Origin of the sequence: Streptomyces sp. S07_1.15 (assembly GCF_020739505.1) — a bacterium.
Classification (GTDB): domain Bacteria; phylum Actinomycetota; class Actinomycetes; order Streptomycetales; family Streptomycetaceae; genus Streptomyces; species Streptomyces xinghaiensis.
This window is the reverse complement of the sequence record NZ_JAJBZK010000001.1, coordinates 5,873,677-5,892,452: the sequence shown is the minus strand read 5'-3', so window position 1 is coordinate 5,892,452 and position 18,776 is coordinate 5,873,677. Positions and strand designations below refer to the sequence as shown.

Here is an 18,776-nt window from a genome sequence, read left to right as displayed (position 1 = left end):
GGCTCCTCAGGCCGGAGGCTTCCGGGTGACGAGCTGGAAGATCCGCGCCAGATGGGGATACGGCGGCCGGCCGGTCACCGCCAGCTCCAGCCGCTCCAGTTCCGCGTAGAACGCCGGGTCGCGCTTGCGTTCGTCGTCCGCGATGACGTCGCAGAAGCTGCGGATGCCGTAGTGGTGGACGTCCGTACAGCCGAGCGACTCCAGGACGGGGATCACCTCCTCGGCGGTGTGCAGGACCAGCTCGGTGTCGAACGTCCGGGTGCGGTCCCGGCGTACGTCCAGCGCGGCGAGCGCGGCGGCCGGGTCCAGCTCCCGGACCGCCCGGTCGAAGGGCCCGGAGTGCCGGTTGAACGCCATCACGGAGAGCAGTCCACCGGGCCGCAGCGGGGCGAGGGCCGCGCGCAGCACGGCTTCGACGTCCTCCCGGTACTGCAGCAGGTTGTGGCAGACGACCAGGTCGTGCACCGGACGCGTCTGCTCCCCCGGGAGCCGCAGGACGTCCGCCTCGACCGTGTCCACCAGCGCGGCGACGCCGGCCGCGGCGGCGCGTTCCCGGGCGCGGGCGAGCATCGCGGGGGTGAAGTCGGCGATCGTCACGTGATGCCCGCGCAGCGCCAGCCGGATCGCGTCACCGCCGTCGGCCCCGGCCAGGTCGAGCACGCGCAGCGGCCGGCCTCCGGCACGGGGCGGACTCCCGGTGTGGCGGGCGAGATTGGCCTCGGCGAGGGTGTAGCGCAGCCGGCCGCCGGGGCTGTCCTGCCACCGCTGCCACGCCTCCATCGCCGCGTCGAACTTCCCGGCGGATACGGACATCCCCCGACCGTAGCCGACACCGGGGCCCGCTCTGCCCCGTTGTCCGTCACCGGTGCGAGACTGACGGCCATGCAGAAGCTCTCTCTCGACGCACAGGCCCGCGAACACCTGGCACGCGCCGCCAACTCCTCCGCCGGACGCAGCGCCGACACCCTCTACGGCGGTCACGAACACGTCCTGCGGCAGACCCTTCTCGCCCTGACCGCCGGCAACTCCCTCTCGGAGCACGAGAACCCGGGCGAGGCCACCCTCCAGGTGCTCCGCGGCCGGGTGCGGCTGCACAGCGGCGACGAGCACTGGGACGGCCGCGACGGCGATCTGCTCGTCATCCCGCAGGCCCGGCACAGTCTGGAGGCCCTGGAGGACTCCGCGGTCCTGCTGACCGTCGCCAAGCCCGGCTGACCGGCCGACCGGCTGTGAGCACCCAGGCGCCCCTGCTGACGTTCGGTCACGGCACGGCCGGCCGCGACCGGCTGACCGGGCTGCTGCACGGCGCCGGGGTGACGGCGGTGGTGGACGTACGGACGGCCCCCGGCAGCCGCCGCAACCCGGACGTCGCCCGGGACGCCCTCGCGGTGTGGCTGCCGGGCGAGGCCGGCATCGGCTACCGCTGGGAGCCCCGGCTCGGCGGCTTCCGCCGGGCCGCGCCCGGCTCCCCCGACACCTTCTGGCGGAACGCGTCCTTCCGGGGGTACGCGGGCCACACCCGCCACCCGGACTTCCTCGCCGCCATGGACGAACTGCTGCGCAAGGCGGCCGCCGCCCGCACGGCGGTGATGTGCGGTGAGTCGGTGTGGTGGCGCTGCCACCGGCGGCTGATCGCCGACTTCGCCGTGCTGGCCCGCGGCGTGCCGGTGCTGCACCTCTCCCACGACGGCCGCCTCACCGCACACCCGCCCACCCCGGGAGCACGCCTGCGCGAGGACGGCCTCCTGGTCTACGACCGCACCGACGCGGACGGGGCGAGCGGTGAGGACGTCCGGTGAAACCCACCCGGCCGTCGGCTCCGGACGACGTACGGATGCACACCGTGGCCCCGCGAGCCACACGCCCGGAACGCCCTCACACGGGTGATCCGTCCCCTGGCCGCGATATCCACCGCCGGCGCGATCAACCGCGCCGAACAGGCGGGCAGGCGGGGGCGGAGCGGTGGCCGCCGCCGGCAGCGGCAAGGCCGGCGTCAGCCACCGAAGCCCGCGGCGGCGAGGTAGTCCGGCCGGGGGTCGAGGGCCGCGGCGAGGCGGAAGTGCCGGGTGGCCTCGGCCGGGCGGTCGGCGCGCTGCAGGGTGCGGGCCAGCGCGAAGTGCGCGAAGGCGTTGTCCGGTTCGCGCTCCAGGACGACCTGGAACTCCAGCTCGGCCGGGCGGAGCTGGGCGGCGTGGAAGAAGGCACGGGCGCGCAGCAGCCGGGCCGCGGTGTTCTCCGGGTGGGCCGTGACGACGGAGTCCAGCAGCTTGACGGCGCCCTGCGGGTCGCGGGCGGCCAGCAGCTGCTCGGCGGCACGGTACTGGATGACGGTGTTCTCGGGGGTGCGCGCGGTCACGGTCTCTCCTTCCCGGAGCGGGCGGCGGCGCGGCGGCCGCGGCGAGCTCCGTACGGTCTCCCACAACACCGGCCCCGGGGCCGTCATTCCCGCGCGGCGGCAACCGTGGTGCCCCGGTGGCCCGCCCCGGCCCCGCGGGGTCCGCGGGGTCCGCTCAGCCGTCGGCGGTGCGCGTGGCCCGCTCGCGCCGCAGGAGTTCTTCCCACACCGCCCTGACCTGGGGTTCCAGCGCCTCGATCGGGCCGTCGTTGTCGATGACCAGATCGGCGACGGCCTTGCGCTGCTCCCGGCCGGCCTGCGCGGCCATCCGGGAGCGCGCCTCCTCCTCCGACATGCCGCGCCGCCGCACGAGCCGGCCGAGCTGGGTCTCCGGGGCGGCGTCGACCACGACGACCAGGTCGTAGAGCGGGGCGAGTCCGTTCTCGGCGAGCAGCGGGACGTCGTGGACGACGACGGCGTCCTCGCCCGCGGCGGACTCCAGTTCGGCGGAACGGGCGCCGACGAGCGGGTGCACGATCGCGTTGAGCGCCTTGAGGCGCTCGGGGTCGGCGAAGACGACACCGCCGAGCCGGGGCCGGTCCAGGGCGCCGTCCTCCGTGAGGATCTCCGGGCCGAACTCGGCGACGACCGCCGCCAGACCGGGGGTGCCGGGCTCGACGACCTCCCGCGCGATCTTGTCGGCGTCCACGATCACCGCGCCGTACGAGGCGAGGAGCCGGGACACCTCGCTCTTGCCCGCGCCGATACCGCCGGTCAGACCCACCTTCAGCATGAGGTCAGCCTACCGGGCGGTACGGGGCGCGGACGGCGGCGTCCGGCGGCGGTCAGCCGTCGTTGCCCTCGCGCTCGGCGAGAAAGCGTTCGAACTCCCCGGCCAGTTCCTCCGCCGACGGCAACGGGGTCGCCTCGGCGACGAGATTGCCGCGGGTCTCGCCCCCGGCGGCGGCGTCGTACTGGTGCTCCAGTCCCTGGACGAGCGCCACCAGCTCCTCGTCCCCCTGCCCGAGCTGGCGTTCGATCTCGGCCTGGGTGCGGTGCGCCTCGCTGCGGAGCGCGTGCGCCACCCCGGGCAGCACGAGTCCGGTGGCCGCCGTGACGGCCTCCAGCACGGTGAGCGCCGCGTCGGGGTAGGGCGAGCGGGCGAGGTAGTGCGGTACGTGGGCGGCGACGCCCAGCACGTCGTGACCGGCCTGCGCGAGCCGGAACTCGACCAGCGCCTCGGCGCTGCCGGGCACCTGCGCCTCCTCGAAGAGCCCGCCGTGGCCCGGCACCAGGTCCACCCGGTTGCCGTGCGGGGTGATGCCGACGGGCCGGGTGTGCGGCACGCCCATGGGTATGCCGTGGAAGTTCACCGAGAGCCGGACGCCGAGACGTTCGACGATCTGCCGGACGGCCGCGGCGAACCGCTCCCACTCGACATCCGGTTCGGGGCCGGCGAGCAGCAGGAACGGCGCGGCGGTGGCGTCCCGCACCAGGTACAGCTCCAGCTTCGGCGTGTCGTAGGCGGTCCAGCGGTCGCGCTCGAAGGTGAGCAGGGGGCGCCGGGCCCGGTAGTCGATGAGCCGGTCGGCGTCGAACCGGGCCACGGTCTGCCGGGGCAGGCCGTCGAGCAGCCGCTCCACGATCTGGTCGCCGGTGTCGCCCGCGTCGATGTACCCCTCGAAGTGGTACAGCATCGTGAGCCCGGCCGAGTCCCGGGTGTTCAGCGCGTCGGCGGCCGGGAGCCCGTCCGGGTCCCACGTGTACAAACTCTGGGGATCCTGCACAGTCCGTTCCTCCTCGTTCCTGTGCGGTCAACACCGGCCGCGGTACCCGCATTCCCCCCGCACGGACCGGACCGCCCCGGCCGGGCGCCGGGCGCCTGAAGCCGGGACGCGGCGAGGCCCGCTCCCCCGAAGGGGAACGGGCCTCGCCGTTCGGCTGTCCGGCCTGCCGGCCGGGACGACCTGGTTGACCGGGCGTCAGCTCTGTCCGCCGGCCAGCTTCTCGCGGAGCGCCGCCAGCGCCTCGTCCGACGCCAGGGCGCCGGAGTTGTCCGCGGACTCGGAGGAGTACGAACCGCCACCGGCCGCACCGCCACCGCCGGTACCGGCGCCGGCACCCGGGGCCGGGGCGGCAGCGCCCTCGGCCGCGGCCTGCTCGTCGGCCTCGCGGGACTTGACGACCTGCGCCTGGTGCTGCTCGAAGCGCTGCTGCGCCTCGGCGTACTGGCGCTCCCACTCCTCGCGCTGCTTCTCGTAACCCGGCAGCCAGTCGTTGGCCTCCGGGTCGAAGCCCTCGGGGTAGATGTAGTTGCCCTGGTCGTCGTAGGACGCGGCCATGCCGTACAGGGTCGGGTCGAACTCGACCGCCGTCGGGTCGGCACCGAAGGCCTCGTTGGCCTGCTTCAGCGAGAGGCTGATGCGGCGGCGCTCGAGGTCGATGTCGATGACCTTGACGAAGATCTCGTCGTTGACCTGGACGACCTGCTCCGGGATCTCCACGTGGCGCTCGGCCAGCTCGGAGATGTGCACCAGGCCCTCGATGCCCTCGTCGACGCGGACGAACGCGCCGAACGGGACGAGCTTGGTGACCTTGCCGGGGACGACCTGGCCGATCTGGTGGGTCCGGGCGAACTGCTGCCACGGGTCTTCCTGGGTCGCCTTCAGCGACAGGGAGACGCGCTCGCGGTCCATGTCGACGTCCAGGACCTCGACCGTGACCTCCTGGCCGACCTCGACGACCTCGGAGGGGTGGTCGATGTGCTTCCAGGACAGCTCGGAGACGTGGACCAGACCGTCGACGCCGCCGAGGTCCACGAAGGCGCCGAAGTTGACGATCGAGGAGACGACGCCGGAGCGCACCTGGCCCTTCTGGAGGGTGGTGAGGAAGGTCTGGCGGACCTCGCTCTGCGTCTGCTCCAGCCAGGCACGGCGGGACAGGACCACGTTGTTGCGGTTCTTGTCCAGCTCGATGATCTTCGCCTCGAGCTCCTTGCCCACGTAGGGCTGGAGGTCGCGGACGCGGCGCATCTCGACGAGGGACGCCGGGAGGAAGCCACGGAGGCCGATGTCGAGGATGAGACCACCCTTGACGACCTCGATGACCGTACCGGTGACGATCCCGTCCTCTTCCTTGATCTTCTCGATCGTGCCCCAGGCGCGCTCGTACTGGGCGCGCTTCTTCGAGAGGATCAGGCGGCCTTCCTTGTCCTCCTTCTGGAGAACCAGGGCCTCGATCTCGTCACCGACGGCCACGACCTCGTTCGGGTCGACGTCGTGCTTGATCGAGAGCTCGCGGGAGGGGATGACGCCTTCGGTCTTGTAACCGATGTCGAGCAGGACCTCGTCCCGGTCGACCTTCACGATCACGCCGTCGACGATGTCGCCGTCGTTGAAGTACTTGATCGTCTCATCGATCGCGGCGAGGAATTCTTCCTCGGAACCGATGTCGTTGACCGCCACCTGCGGGGTGGTGCGGGTTGCCTCGGTGCTGCTCGTCATGTGGGAAAGGGCTCCGGTACGGACATGGTGTCGTAGATACTGCTACGCCGAGAACCCGTATCGCACTGCCGAAGCCGGACAGCCCTGGAACGCCCTACTTCCTGGGGAAGAACCGGCGTCCCGACGACCGAGGGGACATGCAACAGATGCGAGCGCGACCTGCTCTGTCTGAGGCGCGCAGGCCCGCAGCGCAACTTGTAGCATACGGGGGCAGCCGGACAGGGTCAATGCACGAAGAGCGCAGGATGGGTGGAAACTCCCAAACCCGGCAGATATCCGCTCACGGCAGAACCGCACCATGCGCGCCCGCACGGCCCCGACGGGAGCCGCCGGCACCGCGTGGCGGCGGGTTGGACGGAAGACTACGACGACGGGCGCGATGAACCAAGAGGACGGACCAGAAGCGACGGCGACCCGGCGCGCCACCGGCGAGGCGGAGAGCAGCCGGGCGAACCGCGGCTGGTGGGACCGGAACGCCGACGAGTACCAGGACGAGCACGGGGCCTTCCTCGGCGACGACCGTTTCGTCTGGGGCCCGGAGGGCCTGGACGAGGCCGAGGCCGCCCTGCTGGGGCCGGCCGCCGGGCTCCGGGGCCGGGACGTGCTGGAGATCGGGGCCGGCGCGGCCCAGTGCTCCCGGTGGCTGGCGGCACAGGGCGCGCGGCCGGTGGCCCTCGACCTCTCGCACCGCCAGCTGCGGCACGCCCTGCGGATCGCCTCCGGCACGGACGGTGCGGGTGGTGCGGACGGGGAGCCGGGCGCCGGGGGAACCGCCGGGGGTGCCTCCGGCCCTCCCGACACGGGTCCGGCGGCGGGCGGGGCCTCCGGTGCGGGCCCGGTTCCCGCCGGCCCGGTGGCGCTGGTCCAGGCCGATGCCGGGGCGCTGCCGTTCGCCGACGGCTCCTTCGACCTGGCGTGCTCGGCCTACGGGGCGATCCCGTTCGTCGCCGACCCGGTGCGGGTGATGCGGGAGGTGCGCCGGGTGCTGCGGCCGGGCGGACGGTGGGTCTTCTCCGTCACGCACCCGCTGCGGTGGGCCTTCCCCGACGAGCCGGGGCCGGAAGGGCTGTCGGTCGCCGCGTCGTACTTCGACCGCACGCCCTACGTCGAGGAGGACGAGCGGGGGAACGCCGTCTACGTGGAGCACCACCGCACGGTCGGCGACCGGGTACGGGACGTGGTCGCGGCGGGTTTCCGGCTGGTGGACCTGGTCGAGCCGGAGTGGCCGGACTGGAACACCCAGGAGTGGGGCGGCTGGTCCCCGCTGCGGGGGCGGCTGATCCCGGGCACGGCGATCTTCGTCTGCACGCGGGACTGAGGCGGCGAGGGCTCGCCCCGCTCTCTCTCGCCCGGCCGGGTGCCGGGTGCCGGGGTAGCGCCCGGCATCCGGCGGGAGCAGGGGATGCCGGCACGCGTCACGGTGCTTCCTCCGGGCCACGGCGGGGAACACCGGGGCGCGGCACTCGGCGGCGCACGGGACGGGACGCCTCTCGCGGAGCGCCGGGCCCGGGGCGGCGGCCGGCGCCGCCGCGGCCGGGCCGTCGCCGGGCGTGTGCCCCGGGCCCCGCCCGGGGCCGCGGGCCGGCCGCCCGGTCCGGGAGACTGGGGGCGTGATCCGGACCGACGCCCTGTTCGACCTGCCCGTCCGCACCGCCGTCCCCGAGCTGCTGGAAGCGCTCCGGGAGCGCGGCGCCGCCGTGCTCGAGGCCCCGCCCGGCACCGGCAAGACGACCCTGGTTCCGCTGGCGCTGGCCGGACTGGTGCCCGGGCTCGCCCCCGGCGGCGTCCCGGAGCCGCGGCGGGTGCTGGTGGCCGAGCCGCGCCGGATGGCGGTGCGGGCGGCCGCGCGCCGCATGGCCTGGCTGCTGGGCGAGGACGTGGGCGGCCGGGTCGGCCTCACGGTGCGCGGTGAGCACCGGGCCGGCCGGGAGACCGTCGTGGAGGTGGTCACGACGGGTGTGCTGCTCCAGCGGCTCCAGCGCGACCCGGAGCTGCCCGGGGTGGACGCCGTCCTGCTCGACGAATGCCATGAGCGGCATCTGGACGCCGACACCGCCGCCGCCTTCCTGCTGGACGTCCGGGCGGCGCTCAGGCCCGGGCTGTGGCTGGTGGCGGCCTCCGCGACGACGGACGCCGCCGCCTGGTCGCGGCTGCTCGGCGGCCAGGAGGGCGGGGGTCCGGCGCCGGCCGTACGGGCGGAGGGCCGGGCGCACCCGGTGACGGTCGCGTACGCGCCACCGCCGCGGCCGGTGCGCCCGCCGCACGGCACCCGCGTCGACCCGGCGCTGCTGGAGCACGTCGCCGCGACCGTGCGGACCGCGCTGCGGGAGACGGACGGCGACGTGCTGTGCTTCCTCCCCGGTGTCGGGGAGATCGCGCGGGTCGCCGGAATGCTGGGCGGTCTCGGAGCCGAGGTGCTGCACCTGCACGGGCAGGCCCCGGCGGCCGTCCAGGAGGCGGTGCTGCGCGGGGGCGGGGAGCGGCGGCGGGTGGTGCTGGCCACGTCGGTCGCCGAGTCCAGCCTGACGGTGCCGGGGGTGCGCACGGTCGTGGACTCCGGACTGGCACGGGAGCCCCGGATGGACCACGGGCGCGGGCTGGGGGCGCTGACGACCGTACGGGTCTCGGCCGCGTCCGCCGTCCAGCGGGCGGGGCGCGCCGGGCGCGAGGCGCCGGGCCGGGCCTACCGCTGCTGGGCGGAGGCCGAGGACGGGCGGCTGCCGCGCAGTCCGTCGCCGGAGATCGCGGTGGCGGACCTGGCGCCGTTCGCGCTGCACGCCGCCTGCTGGGGCGATCCCGACGCGTCGTCGCTCGCCCTGCCGGATCCGCCGCCGGCCGGGGCGATGGCGGCGGCGCGGGAGGTGCTGACCGCGGTCGGGGCGGTGGACGAGAACGGCCGGCCGACGGAACGGGGCCTCCGGATGGCCCGGCTGGGCCTGCATCCGCGCCTGGCGCGGGCGCTTCTGGACGGCGCGCGGGAGGTGGGTGCGCGCCGGGCCGCGGAGTTGGTGGCCCTGCTGTCGGAGGAACCGCCGCGTGCGCTCGGGGACGATCTCGCGGCGGTGTGGCGTGCGGTGCGCGGAGGCGGCGGACACCGGGACGGCGGCGGGCGGAGCGGGCCGGGTGGCCAGGGCGGTCAGGGTGGCCAAGGCGGTCAGGGCGGTCAGGGCGCTTACGCGGCGCGCTGGCGGCGCGAGGTGCGGCGTCTGGAGAGCGCCGTGGACGCGGGCGGCCGGGCGGCCGGGGACGGCGGCGGAAGCGGCGGTGGGGCGCTCTCGGACGACGGGGCCGCCGGGCTGGTGGCCGCGCTCGCGTTCCCGGAGCGGGTGGCGCGGCGGCGCGGGACGGGCACGTATCTGATGGCCTCGGGCACCGGAGCCGAACTGGGCCAGGGCTCGCGGCTGGGGACCGCCGAGTGGCTCGCCGTCGCCGCCGCCGACCGGCCGGTCGCGGCGGCATCGGCGCGGATACGGCTGGCCGCGGTCATCGGCGAGGAGACCGCACGGTGGGCTGCCGCGCCGCTGTACGCGGCCGGGGAGGAGGTCGTCTGGTCGGCGGAGCGCGGCGATGTCGTGGCGCGCCGGGTGGAACGGCTGGGGGCGCTCGAACTCTCCGCGCGCCCCCTGTCCTCCCCGGACGGAGCCGCCGTGCGGGCCGCGCTGCTGGACGGTCTGCGGCGGGAGGGGCCGGGGCTGCTGCGCTGGTCGCGGGAGGCCGCGCAGCTGCGGGAGCGGATGGCGTTCCTCCACCGGGAGCTGGGGGACCCCTGGTCCGATGTCTCCGACGCGGCCCTGCTGGCGCCCGGCCGTGTGGAGGAGTGGCTGGGGCCCGCACTGGAGAGGGCACGGCGGCGGGCCGATCTGGAGCGTACCGACGCGGGCCGGGCCCTGTCCCATCTGCTGCCGTGGGCCACGGGTGAGGCCGCCCGTTTCGACGAGCTGGCGCCGGAGCGGATCGCGGTGCCGAGCGGTTCCCGCGTCCGGATCGACTACGGCGGCCCGCAGCCGGTACTGGCCGCCAAACTCCAGGAGTTGTTCGGCTGGCAGGAGACACCGCGGATCGCGGGCGGCCGGGTGCCGCTGCTGGTCCACCTCCTCTCCCCCGCCGGACGCCCGGCGGCGGTGACCGCGGATCTGGCGTCCTTCTGGCGCGAGGGCTACCGCTCCGTACGCGCCGAGCTGCGCGGACGCTATCCGAAGCACCCGTGGCCGGAGGACCCGGCCGCGGCGGAACCCACCCGGCGCTGAGGCGGGCATTCCGGCGGTGAGGCGTCTCCGCCGGAACGGGCCGGCGGGAGGGAGACCTCCGCCACCGGAGTTCCGGGGAGGCCACGCCGGAGGACGCGTCCCGAGTCATGGTGCGGCGCGCCGCGAGCGAGTCCGTGCACGGCCGTGCTGCGGGGCGTCGTGGCGCCCCGCAGCCGGGGCGGGCCCGCCGCCGCCCGTATGCACTGGTCCGCAGCACCGGTCACAGCAGGCCCGCGGGCATCGCCCGGCCGGTTCACGGCCGCGCCGGAGGGGCACCGGGCAGACCCGGGCCCCGGGGGAGGGTCGCGCGGCCGGCCCGTGAACGGATGTGCCCGGCCGCCGTAGGGGGCGGCCGGGCTCCGGGAGCGGACGCACGGGGTGGTGGTGTCGCCCGCGGTCTCAGAAGGACGTCAGCCGGGCCAGCGCGGCTCCGAGGACCGAACCGGTCGAGGAACTCGGCTCCGGCTCGGGGGCCTTCTGCTCTCCGGCGTCCTCGTCGGCGCAGGGGTCGTCGCCGGGCTCGCCGCTGGGCGATGCCGAGGGCGACCCGCTGCCGCTGGGGGTGGGCGTCGGGCTGGCGGAGCCCGAGCTTCCGCTCGGTGAGGGGGAGACCGACTCGGTGGGGCACTCGGCGGGAGGCGTGCTCTCCTCGTCCTCCGGCTGGGACTGCGAGGGGGACGCGGACGGGGACGAGCTCGCGGAGGAGGAAGGACTCCCTCCGGGGCTGATGGTTCCGCCGCCGGTGGCGGTGGCGGTGGGCGAGCCGGACCTGGTCGGCGTGCCGGTTTCGTCGTCCTTGCCGCCGGAGCCCTTGCCCGGGTCCTCGTTCCGCTGCTTCCCCGAGCCGTTGTCCTTGCCGTCACCGGAACCGGAGTCGTCCTTCTGCGAACCGCCCCGGCCGCCGGAGCCGCCGGCCCCGCCGCCGTCCGAGGCGCCGGCGCCGGGGGTGCGGGGCAGGACACCGGTGCCGTCGGGCACCTCGTGCGTGCCCTTGCGGTAGAACTCCAGCCAGGACAGGACCGTGCGCAGATACTCCCGCGAGCGGTTGTAGCCGAGGATGGCGGCCTCGAGATCGGCCGGCTCCGACAGATCGCGGTTGCCGGCGCAGAGGTAGCGCCCGGCGGCGAGCGCCGCGTCGTAGATGTTGTTGGGGTCCTTCGCGCCGTCGCCGTTGCCGTCGGCGCCCCATCGCATCCAGGTCTCCGGGATGAACTGCATCGGGCCGACGGCCCGGTCGTGCACGGTGTCGTTGTCGTACGTGCCGCCGTCGGTGTCCGAGATGTTGGCGAAGCCGTTGCCGTTGAGCTGCGGGCCGAGGATGGGCTTGAGGGTGGTGCCCTCGGCGTCCACGGCTCCGCCACCGGCCTGTCCGGATTCCACCTTGCCGATCGCGGCGAGCAGTTCCCAGGGGAGGTTGCAGCCCGGGTTGGTGTCGGCGAGCGACGCCTCGGCCCTCTTGTACGCGGCGAGGACGGTGGCCGGTATGCCGGAGTCCGGGTCCCCGGCACCCGGCAGGTCTATGGAGGCGCCGGGCTTGTCCGGGGTCTGCAGCGGCGGCAGTTCCGTGTGGTAGGGCGATCCGCCGTCGATGGGGTGGTCGTCGGAGGGCGCACCGGCGGGCACGTCGGGGTCCTTGAACGGCAGGGTTCCCGGGGCCTGAGAGGCGGTCAGCGCCGCCATCGCCACCGCCGCGATGGCTGTCGAGGCCGCTCCCCTGCGAAGCCGTCGGCCGATGTGCGCTGCCATGCTGCGTCCCTCCCCTGGACCCCGGGCGGAATCGCCGCCCCTCCGACACCACTCGCGCCGTGCGCCGTCGGACAGCCTTCTCTGATGACGGTCTTCCCGGCAACTGCCGCGACACTACGGCAACTTCTGGCCCGAGGTCACCGCCTCCCGGGCATGTTTCACCACATTCGCACCATCGGGCCGTGCGGAGACGGACCGCCCGGCTCCGGCAGGGCTGTCCGGTGGCCCCGGGGCGGCCACGCCCGGGGAGCGGCCGATGGCCGCGCGTGCCGGGCGCGGCCCCCGTCGTGGTCCGTTCCGCGGCCGGTCGTGGCCGTGCCGTGCCGGCGCCGGACGGGCGCCGCCCGCGCCGGGCACGCGAGTCATGGAGCGGACCGCGGCGGCCCCGCGGAGGTGACCCGGCTCTCCCCGGGCGGCGCGAACCCCGGGGTGCGGCCCGGCGTCTGTACTCTCCGGACGTTCCGTACCGATCAAGGGGGACCATGCCGTTCACACTCAGCCACGCGGCGGCCGTACTGCCGGTGATCCGGCGTACCGGGCGGGCGCGCGGGCCGCTGGTGGCATCGGCCCTCGTCGCAGGTTCGTTCGCACCGGACCTGACGTACTTCGCGGACTCCGTGCTGCCCGGCGCCATGGCCTTCGGCGAGGTCACCCACTCCCCGCTCGGGGTGCTGACCGTGGACGTCCTCCTCGGCGCGCTGCTGGCCGGCTGCTGGCTGGTCCTCCGCGATCCGCTGGTGGGACTGGTGCCGCCGGCCTGGCGGGGGCGGGTGTACGGGCTGGTGCGCGGACGGCCGTGGCGGGGCCGGCCGGTGCTGCCGCAGGCCCTGTGGTTCTGGGTGTCGGCGGCGCTCGGCGCCACCACGCACGTGGTGTGGGACGCGTTCACGCACGCCGACCGCTGGGGTGTGCGGCTGCTGCCCGTGCTCGGCGAGATGACGGCGGGTTTCCCGCTCTACTACTACGCGCAGTACGGGGGTTCGGCCCTGGCGCTGGCCGGTACGGCGGCGTTCCTGGTGTCGGCGGTACGGCGGTCGCCGGACGCGGCGCTGCCGGTGTCCGTGCCGCGCCCGGGGGCGTCCGGGCGGCTGATCGTGGTGGTGCTGCTCGCGCTGTGCGCGTCGGCGGGTGCCGTGCACCGCTGTCTGCGCATGAACGCCGCCACCGGCTGGGACTACAACCTCGTCAACTACACGCCCACCGCCATGTTCGGCGCGGGGGCGGGCCTGGCGGCCGGCCTCGTGGTCTACACGGTGACGGTCCGGGCGCGCCGGTGGTGGGGTCCGGCCGGTGAGCCGCGGCGGACGGGAGCCGCCGACGGCCCGCGCGAGGCCGCCGCCGTGCCGGCCGGCAGGGCCGGTGGCGGAACCTCCGACGGCGGGACGGCCGGGAGGACGGGGCGCGGAAGCCCGCGCTGAGGCCACCGGAGGCACGACCGGTGGCCGTGCCCGGGGCTCCCGGGCACGGCGGACTCCCGGCCCGGCCGTGCCGGGCGGCACAGCCGCCGCCCGGCACGGCCTCCGCCCGGGGACACCCGGGGCCGGCCGGGGACCCCCCGGGGACGGCTGACCCGGCCCGCCGTCAGTGGGCGGCCGACTCCCAGTCCGCCCCGAAGCCGACGGCCACGTCCAGCGGCGCCCGCAGGTCGGCGGCCCCGGCCATCTCGCGGCGGACCAGCTCCTCCACCGGGCCGCGCTCGCCGTGCGCCACCTCCAGCACGATTTCGTCGTGCACCTGGAGCAGCATCCGGGATTCCAGCTTCTGCTCCGCCAGCGCCCGGTCGACCCGCAGCATCGCGACCTTCACGATGTCGGCGGCGGTCCCCTGGATGGGGGCGTTGAGCGCCATCCGCTCGGCGGCCTCCCGGCGCTGCCGGTTGTCGCTGTTGAGGTCGGGCAGATAGCGGCGGCGGCCCAGGATCGTCGAGGTGTAGCCGCTGGCCCTCGCCTCCTCCACCACCCGGTGGAGGTAGTCCCGGACCCCGCCGAAGCGCTCGAAGTAGGTGTCCATCAGCCGCCGGGCCTCGGCCGCCTCGATGCCGAGCTGCTGGGACAGCCCGAACGCGGAGAGACCGTAGGCGAGCCCGTAGGACATGGCCTTGATCTTGCGCCGCATCTCCGGGTCGACGCTGCCGCGGCTGACGCCGAAGACCTGGGAGGCGACGGTGGAGTGCAGGTCCTCGCCGGAGGTGAACGCCTCGATCAGGCCCTCGTCCTCCGAGAGGTGGGCCATCACCCGCAGCTCGATCTGGCTGTAGTCGGCGGTCAGCAGGGATTCGTAGCCCTCGCCGACGACGAAGCCGCGGCGGATGGCGCGGCCCTCGTCCGTGCGGACCGGGATGTTCTGCAGGTTGGGGTCGGTGGAGGAGAGCCGGCCCGTGGCGGCCACCGTCTGGTTGAAGGAGGTGTGGATGCGCCCGTCGGGCGCGATCGTCTTGATCAGCCCCTCGACCGTGGACCGCAGCCGGGCCTGCTCCCGGTGACGCAGCATGATCACGGGGAGTTCGTGGTCGGTCTGCTGGGCCAGCCAGGCCAGGGCGTCGGCGTCGGTGGTGTAGCCGGTCTTGGTCTTCTTCGTCTTGGGCAGGCCCAGTTCGCCGAAGAACACCTCCTGGAGCTGCTTCGGGGAGCCCAGGTTGAACTCGTGGCCCACCGCGTCGTGCGCCTCGCGGACCGCCTGCTGCACGGCGGCGGCGAACTGCTGCTCCATGCGGTCCAGCCAGCCGCGGTCCGCGGCGATACCGGCCCGCTCCATCCGGGCCAGCAGCTCCGAGGTCGGCAGATCCACTTCGCGCAGCAGATCGGCGGCGCCGGCCTCCGCGAGCCGCTCCCCCAGCACCCCGCCGAGGTCCAGCACGGTACGGGCCTCGGCCATGAGGGCGTTCCGCTCGGCGTCCTCGTCGGCGCCGAAGGCCAGCTGCCCGCCGCCGGCCTCGGCCGGGGCCAGCTCGCGGCCCAGATACTCCAGGGAGAGGGCGTCCAGGTCGAAGGTGCGGCGGCCGGGTTTGACGAGATACGCGGCGAGGGCCGTGTCCATGGTGATCCCGGCGACCGTCCAGCCGTGCTCCGCGAAGACCCGCATGGTCTCCTTCGCCTTGTGCACCACCTTCGGCCGGCCGGCGTCGGCCGTCCAGGCCGCGAAGGCCCGCTCGTCGGTCTCGTCGAGCTCGGTGGGGTCGAACCAGACGGCCTCCCCGGAGGCCACCGCCAGGGCGATCTCGGTGCAGCTGCCGCTGCCCAGCGACCAGCTGCCGACCGAGGCCAGCCCCAGGGGCTGCCCCCCGTGCGCCTCCAGCCAGGGGGCGAGCTCCCCGGCGCCCAGCACCTCGCCGTCCACCTCGACGCCGGCCGCCGGGGCCGGCTCCTCCTCCTGCGCGCCCGGATCCACGGCCAGCAGTCGCTCCCGCAGACTCGGGTTGCGGATCTCCAGCGAATCCAGCAGCACCGCCATGGACTTGCGGTCGTACGGCTCCCGGCACAACCCGTCCGGGCCCGTCGGCAGCGTCACGTCCTTTATCAGACCGGTCAGGCGGTGATTGAGCTTGACGGCGTCGAGATGCTCGCGGAGGTTCTGCCCCGCCTTGCCCTTGACCTCCTCGGCCCGCGCCACCAGCTCGTCGAACGACCCGAACTGGTTGATCCACTTCGCGGCGGTCTTCTCCCCGACGCCCGGGATGCCGGGGAGGTTGTCCGACGGGTCGCCCCGCAGGGCCGCGAAGTCCGGGTACTGGGCCGGGGACAGGCCGTACTTCTCCTGCACCTTCTCCGGGGTGAAGCGGGTCAGCTCCGAGACGCCCTTCGTCGGGTAGAGCACCGTGACGTGCTCGCTGACCAGCTGGAAGGAATCCCGGTCACCGGTGACGATCAGCACCTCGAACCCCGCGGCCTCCGCCTGGGTGGCGAGCGTGGCGATGACGTCGTCTGCCTCGTAGCCCTCCACCGCGAAGCGGGTGACCCGCATCGTGTCGAGCAGTTCGCCGATCAGCTCCACCTGGCCCTTGAACTCGTCCGGCGACTTGGAACGGTTCGCCTTGTACTCCGCGAACTCCTCCGAACGCCAGGTCTTGCGGGACACGTCGAACGCGACGGCCAGATGCGTCGGCTGCTCGTCACGGAGCGTGTTCGCCAGCATCGAGGCGAAGCCGTAGATCGCGTTCGTCGGCTGCCCCATGCTCGTCGTGAAGTTCTCCGCGGGCAGCGCGAAGAACGCGCGGTACGCCAGGGAGTGCCCGTCCATGAGCATCAGTCGGGGCCGGCCGTCCCCCTGCCCTGGAGAAGCGGTCGCTGCGGTCTTCTTCGATGCTGTCTTCGCCACGCCCACGATCCTGCCAGACCCCACCGACACTGCCCGCCCCGCCGACACCCCCCTCCGCCCCGCGCCGCCCCGTGCCGCCCCGCGCCCCACCCGCACACCACCGCGGCATGAGGGCCCGTGCCGCCCCGCGGCACCGGATCCCCCGCCGGCACCCCGTGGGAGGATCGGCCCCACGCACCCGCCGCCCGCAGGAGCCCGAGGGAGAAGCCATGGCAGGCAAGCCGCCCGCAAGCGACCCGGTCCAGGACGCCCCGGAGGTCGGCCCCCCGCCCCGCGCCGTCGCCGGGCTGCCCGCCGTCGGCCACACCCTGCGCATGGCCGGACGGCAGATGGGCGTCCGCCGCACCGCCCTCACCCTCCTCAGGGTCAACCAGAAGGACGGCTTCGACTGCCCCGGCTGCGCCTGGCCCGAGGGCGACAAGCGGCACGCCGCCGAGTTCTGCGAGAACGGCGCCAAGGCCGTCGCCGAGGAGGCGACACTGCGCCGGGTCACCCCCGACTTCTTCGCCGCCCACCCCGTCGCCGCCCTCGCCGGCCGCAGCGGCTACTGGCTCGGCCAGCAGGGCAGGATCACCCAGCCGATGTACCTCCCCGAGGGCGCCACCCACTACCAACCGGTGCCCTGGGAGCGCGCGTTCGACATCATCGCCGAGGAACTGCGCGCCCTGGACTCCCCCGACGAGGCCGTCTTCTACACCTCCGGCCGCACCGGCAACGAAGCGGCGTTCCTCTACCAGCTCTTCGCCCGCGAGTTCGGCACCAACAACCTGCCCGACTGCTCCAACCTCTGCCACGAGTCCTCGGGCTCCGCGCTCACCGAGACCCTCGGCGTCGGCAAGGGCAGCGTCCTCCTCGACGACCTCGACCGGGCCGACCTCATCATCGTCGCCGGCCAGAACCCGGGCACCAACCACCCGCGCATGCTCACCGCCCTGGAACGGGCCAAGGCCGCCGGGGCCCGCATCATCACGGTCAACCCGCTGCCCGAGGCCGGCATGGAGCGGTTCAGGAACCCGCAGACCGCCCGCGGCCTCACCGGCCGTGGCACCCCCCTCACCGACCTCTTCCTGCAGATCCGGATCGGCGGCGACCAGGCCCTCTTCCGCGCCCTCAACCGGCTCCTCCTCGAAGCGGCCGACACGGCCGCCGGCCGGCCCGGCGCCGGGCACACGACCGCCTCACCCGGCGGCCCCCCGCCCGTCGACGAAGCCTTCATCCGCGAACACACCCACGGCTTCGAGGAGTTCGCCGCCGCCGCCCGCTCCGCCGACTGGGACGAGATCCTGCGCGCCACCGGCCTGGGCCGCGCCGACATCGACGCCGCGCTGCGGATGGTCCTCGGCGCCCGCAGCATCATCGTCTGCTGGGCCATGGGCCTCACCCAGCACAAGCACTCCGTCCCCACCATCCGCGAGATCGTCAACTTCCTGCTGCTCCGCGGCAACATCGGCCGCCCCGGCGCCGGCGTCTGCCCCGTCCGCGGCCACAGCAACGTGCAGGGCGACCGCACCATGGGCATCTTCGAACGCCCCGCCCCCGCCTTCCTCGACGCCCTGGAGAAGGAGTTCGGCTTCGCGCCCCCGCGCCACCACGGCTACGACGTCGTCCGCTCCATCCGCGCCCTGCGCGACGGCACCGCGAAAGTCTTCTTCGCCATGGGCGGCAACTTCGTCTCCGCCTCCCCCGACACCGCCGTCACCGAAGCCGCGATGCGCCGCGCCCGGCTCACCGTCCACGTCTCCACCAAGCTCAACCGCTCCCACGTGGTCACCGGCGCCCGCGCCCTGATCCTCCCCACCCTCGGCCGCACCGAACGCGACATGCAGGCGGGCGGCGAACAGTTCGTCACCGTCGAGGACTCCATGGGCATGGTGCACGCCTCCCGCGGCCGCCTCGAACCCGCGAGCCCCCACCTGCTCTCCGAGACCGCCATCGTCTGCCGCCTCGCCCGCCGCGTCCTCGGCTCGGCCAGCCGCGTGCCCTGGGAGCGGTTCGAAGAGGACTACCGGCTCATCCGCGACCGGATCTCCCGCGTGATCCCCGGCTTCGACGACTTCGAAGCCAAGGTCTCCCGGCCCGGCGGCTTCACCCTGCCGCACGCCCCCCGCGACGACCGCCGCTTCCCCACCGCCACCGGCAAGGCCAACTTCACCGCCGCGCCCCTGGCACACCCCCGCGTGCCCGAAGGCCGCCTCCTGCTGCAGACCCTCCGCTCCCACGACCAGTACAACACCACCATCTACGGGCTCGACGACCGCTACCGCGGCATCAAGGGCGGCCGCCGCGTCGTCCTCGTCCACCCCGAGGACGCCCGCGCCCTCGGCTTCCCCGACGGCTCCTACGCCGACCTCGTCGGCGAATGGACCGACGGCGCCGAACGCCGCGCCCCCGGCTTCCGCGTGGTGCACTACCCCACCGCCCGCGGCTGCGCCGCCGCCTACTACCCCGAGACGAACGTCCTCGTCCCCCTCGACGCCACCGCCGACACCAGCAACACCCCCGCCAGCAAGTCCGTCGTCATCCGGCTCGAACCCACCCCGCCGGCCGGAGAGCGGGACGGCCTCCCGGCCGCCCCGTGATCCCCGGCACAGCGCCCGCCGGGGAGTCCTGATAGGACGGTGCACACCACAC

At 74.7% G+C, this 18,776-nt stretch carries 13 protein-coding genes; 6 read left to right on the top strand and 7 right to left on the bottom strand.

What is annotated here, in order from left to right:
- Positions 1-6 precede the first annotated feature (6 nt).
- Positions 7-813, bottom strand: coding sequence for a bifunctional 2-polyprenyl-6-hydroxyphenol methylase/3-demethylubiquinol 3-O-methyltransferase UbiG (locus tag LIX60_RS25220; RefSeq protein WP_227960865.1), 807 nt, complete (start codon positions 811-813; stop codon positions 7-9).
- A 69-nt stretch (positions 814-882) separates the two neighbouring features.
- Here LIX60_RS25220 and LIX60_RS25215 point away from each other — a divergent pair, with 69 nt between their 5' ends.
- Both LIX60_RS25215 and LIX60_RS25210 read left to right on the top strand, forming a co-directional pair.
- The gene (locus LIX60_RS25215; RefSeq protein ID WP_227960863.1) at positions 883-1,215 is read left to right on the top strand and encodes a cupin domain-containing protein; all 333 of its coding nucleotides are present in this window, start codon (positions 883-885) and stop codon (positions 1,213-1,215) included.
- A gap of 14 nt (positions 1,216-1,229) precedes the next feature.
- Entirely contained in the window at positions 1,230-1,799 is a 570-nt protein-coding gene (locus tag LIX60_RS25210) for a DUF488 family protein (RefSeq protein ID WP_227960861.1), read from the top strand.
- A gap of 194 nt (positions 1,800-1,993) precedes the next feature.
- Here the strand turns inward: LIX60_RS25210 and LIX60_RS25205 are convergent, their stop codons facing one another.
- The 4 genes from LIX60_RS25205 to rpsA all read right to left on the bottom strand — a co-directional run bounded on the left by LIX60_RS25205 (position 1,994) and on the right by rpsA (position 5,838).
- A complete protein-coding gene (locus tag LIX60_RS25205) occupies positions 1,994-2,356 on the bottom strand; it encodes a tetratricopeptide repeat protein (RefSeq protein ID WP_043463180.1) in 363 nt (120 codons plus the stop codon).
- A 154-nt stretch (positions 2,357-2,510) separates the two neighbouring features.
- Positions 2,511-3,128, bottom strand: coding sequence for a dephospho-CoA kinase (gene coaE / locus LIX60_RS25200; protein ID WP_227960859.1), 618 nt, complete (start codon positions 3,126-3,128; stop codon positions 2,511-2,513).
- A gap of 52 nt (positions 3,129-3,180) precedes the next feature.
- Positions 3,181-4,122, bottom strand: coding sequence for a PAC2 family protein (locus LIX60_RS25195; RefSeq protein WP_043463183.1), 942 nt, complete (start codon positions 4,120-4,122; stop codon positions 3,181-3,183).
- Positions 4,123-4,317: 195 nt separating this feature from the next.
- Entirely contained in the window at positions 4,318-5,838 is a 1,521-nt protein-coding gene (rpsA, locus tag LIX60_RS25190) for a 30S ribosomal protein S1 (protein ID WP_043463184.1), read from the bottom strand.
- A gap of 379 nt (positions 5,839-6,217) precedes the next feature.
- Between rpsA and LIX60_RS25185 the strand changes: the two genes are divergently transcribed.
- Positions 6,218-7,156, top strand: coding sequence for a class I SAM-dependent methyltransferase (locus tag LIX60_RS25185; RefSeq protein ID WP_227960857.1), 939 nt, complete (start codon positions 6,218-6,220; stop codon positions 7,154-7,156).
- Positions 7,157-7,448: 292 nt separating this feature from the next.
- Positions 7,449-10,085 (top strand): ATP-dependent helicase HrpB, encoded by a 2,637-nt coding sequence (gene hrpB / locus LIX60_RS25180; protein WP_227960855.1) that lies wholly within the window; start codon positions 7,449-7,451, stop codon positions 10,083-10,085.
- Positions 10,086-10,484: 399 nt separating this feature from the next.
- Here the strand turns inward: hrpB and LIX60_RS25175 are convergent, their stop codons facing one another.
- Positions 10,485-11,831, bottom strand: coding sequence for a lytic transglycosylase domain-containing protein (locus LIX60_RS25175; protein ID WP_227960853.1), 1,347 nt, complete (start codon positions 11,829-11,831; stop codon positions 10,485-10,487).
- Between the two features lie 482 nt (positions 11,832-12,313).
- Here LIX60_RS25175 and LIX60_RS25170 point away from each other — a divergent pair, with 482 nt between their 5' ends.
- Entirely contained in the window at positions 12,314-13,249 is a 936-nt protein-coding gene (locus tag LIX60_RS25170) for a DUF4184 family protein (RefSeq protein ID WP_227960851.1), read from the top strand.
- Between the two features lie 163 nt (positions 13,250-13,412).
- Here the strand turns inward: LIX60_RS25170 and polA are convergent, their stop codons facing one another.
- Positions 13,413-16,145, bottom strand: coding sequence for a DNA polymerase I (gene polA / locus LIX60_RS25165; RefSeq protein WP_227960849.1), 2,733 nt, complete (start codon positions 16,143-16,145; stop codon positions 13,413-13,415).
- A 209-nt stretch (positions 16,146-16,354) separates the two neighbouring features.
- On the opposite strand from polA, the gene LIX60_RS25160 reads away from it, so the two are divergent.
- Positions 16,355-18,724, top strand: coding sequence for an FdhF/YdeP family oxidoreductase (locus LIX60_RS25160; protein WP_227960847.1), 2,370 nt, complete (start codon positions 16,355-16,357; stop codon positions 18,722-18,724).
- The last annotated feature ends 52 nt before the right edge of the window (positions 18,725-18,776 follow it).

Bases quoted from the DNA above. Each gene is read 5' to 3' on its own strand.
- coaE (WP_227960859.1), bottom strand. From the start codon at position 3,128: ATGCTGAAGGTGGGTCTGACCGGCGGTATCGGCGCGGGCAAGAGCGAG.
- rpsA (WP_043463184.1), bottom strand. From the start codon at position 5,838: ATGACGAGCAGCACCGAGGCAACCCGCACCACCCCGCAGGTGGCGGTC.
- LIX60_RS25160 (WP_227960847.1), top strand. From the start codon at position 16,355: ATGGCAGGCAAGCCGCCCGCAAGCGACCCGGTCCAGGACGCCCCGGAG.
- LIX60_RS25185 (WP_227960857.1), top strand. From the start codon at position 6,218: ATGAACCAAGAGGACGGACCAGAAGCGACGGCGACCCGGCGCGCCACC.
- LIX60_RS25215 (WP_227960863.1), top strand. From the start codon at position 883: ATGCAGAAGCTCTCTCTCGACGCACAGGCCCGCGAACACCTGGCACGC.
- LIX60_RS25175 (WP_227960853.1), bottom strand. From the start codon at position 11,831: ATGGCAGCGCACATCGGCCGACGGCTTCGCAGGGGAGCGGCCTCGACA.
- LIX60_RS25170 (WP_227960851.1), top strand. From the start codon at position 12,314: ATGCCGTTCACACTCAGCCACGCGGCGGCCGTACTGCCGGTGATCCGG.
- LIX60_RS25220 (WP_227960865.1), bottom strand. From the start codon at position 813: ATGTCCGTATCCGCCGGGAAGTTCGACGCGGCGATGGAGGCGTGGCAG.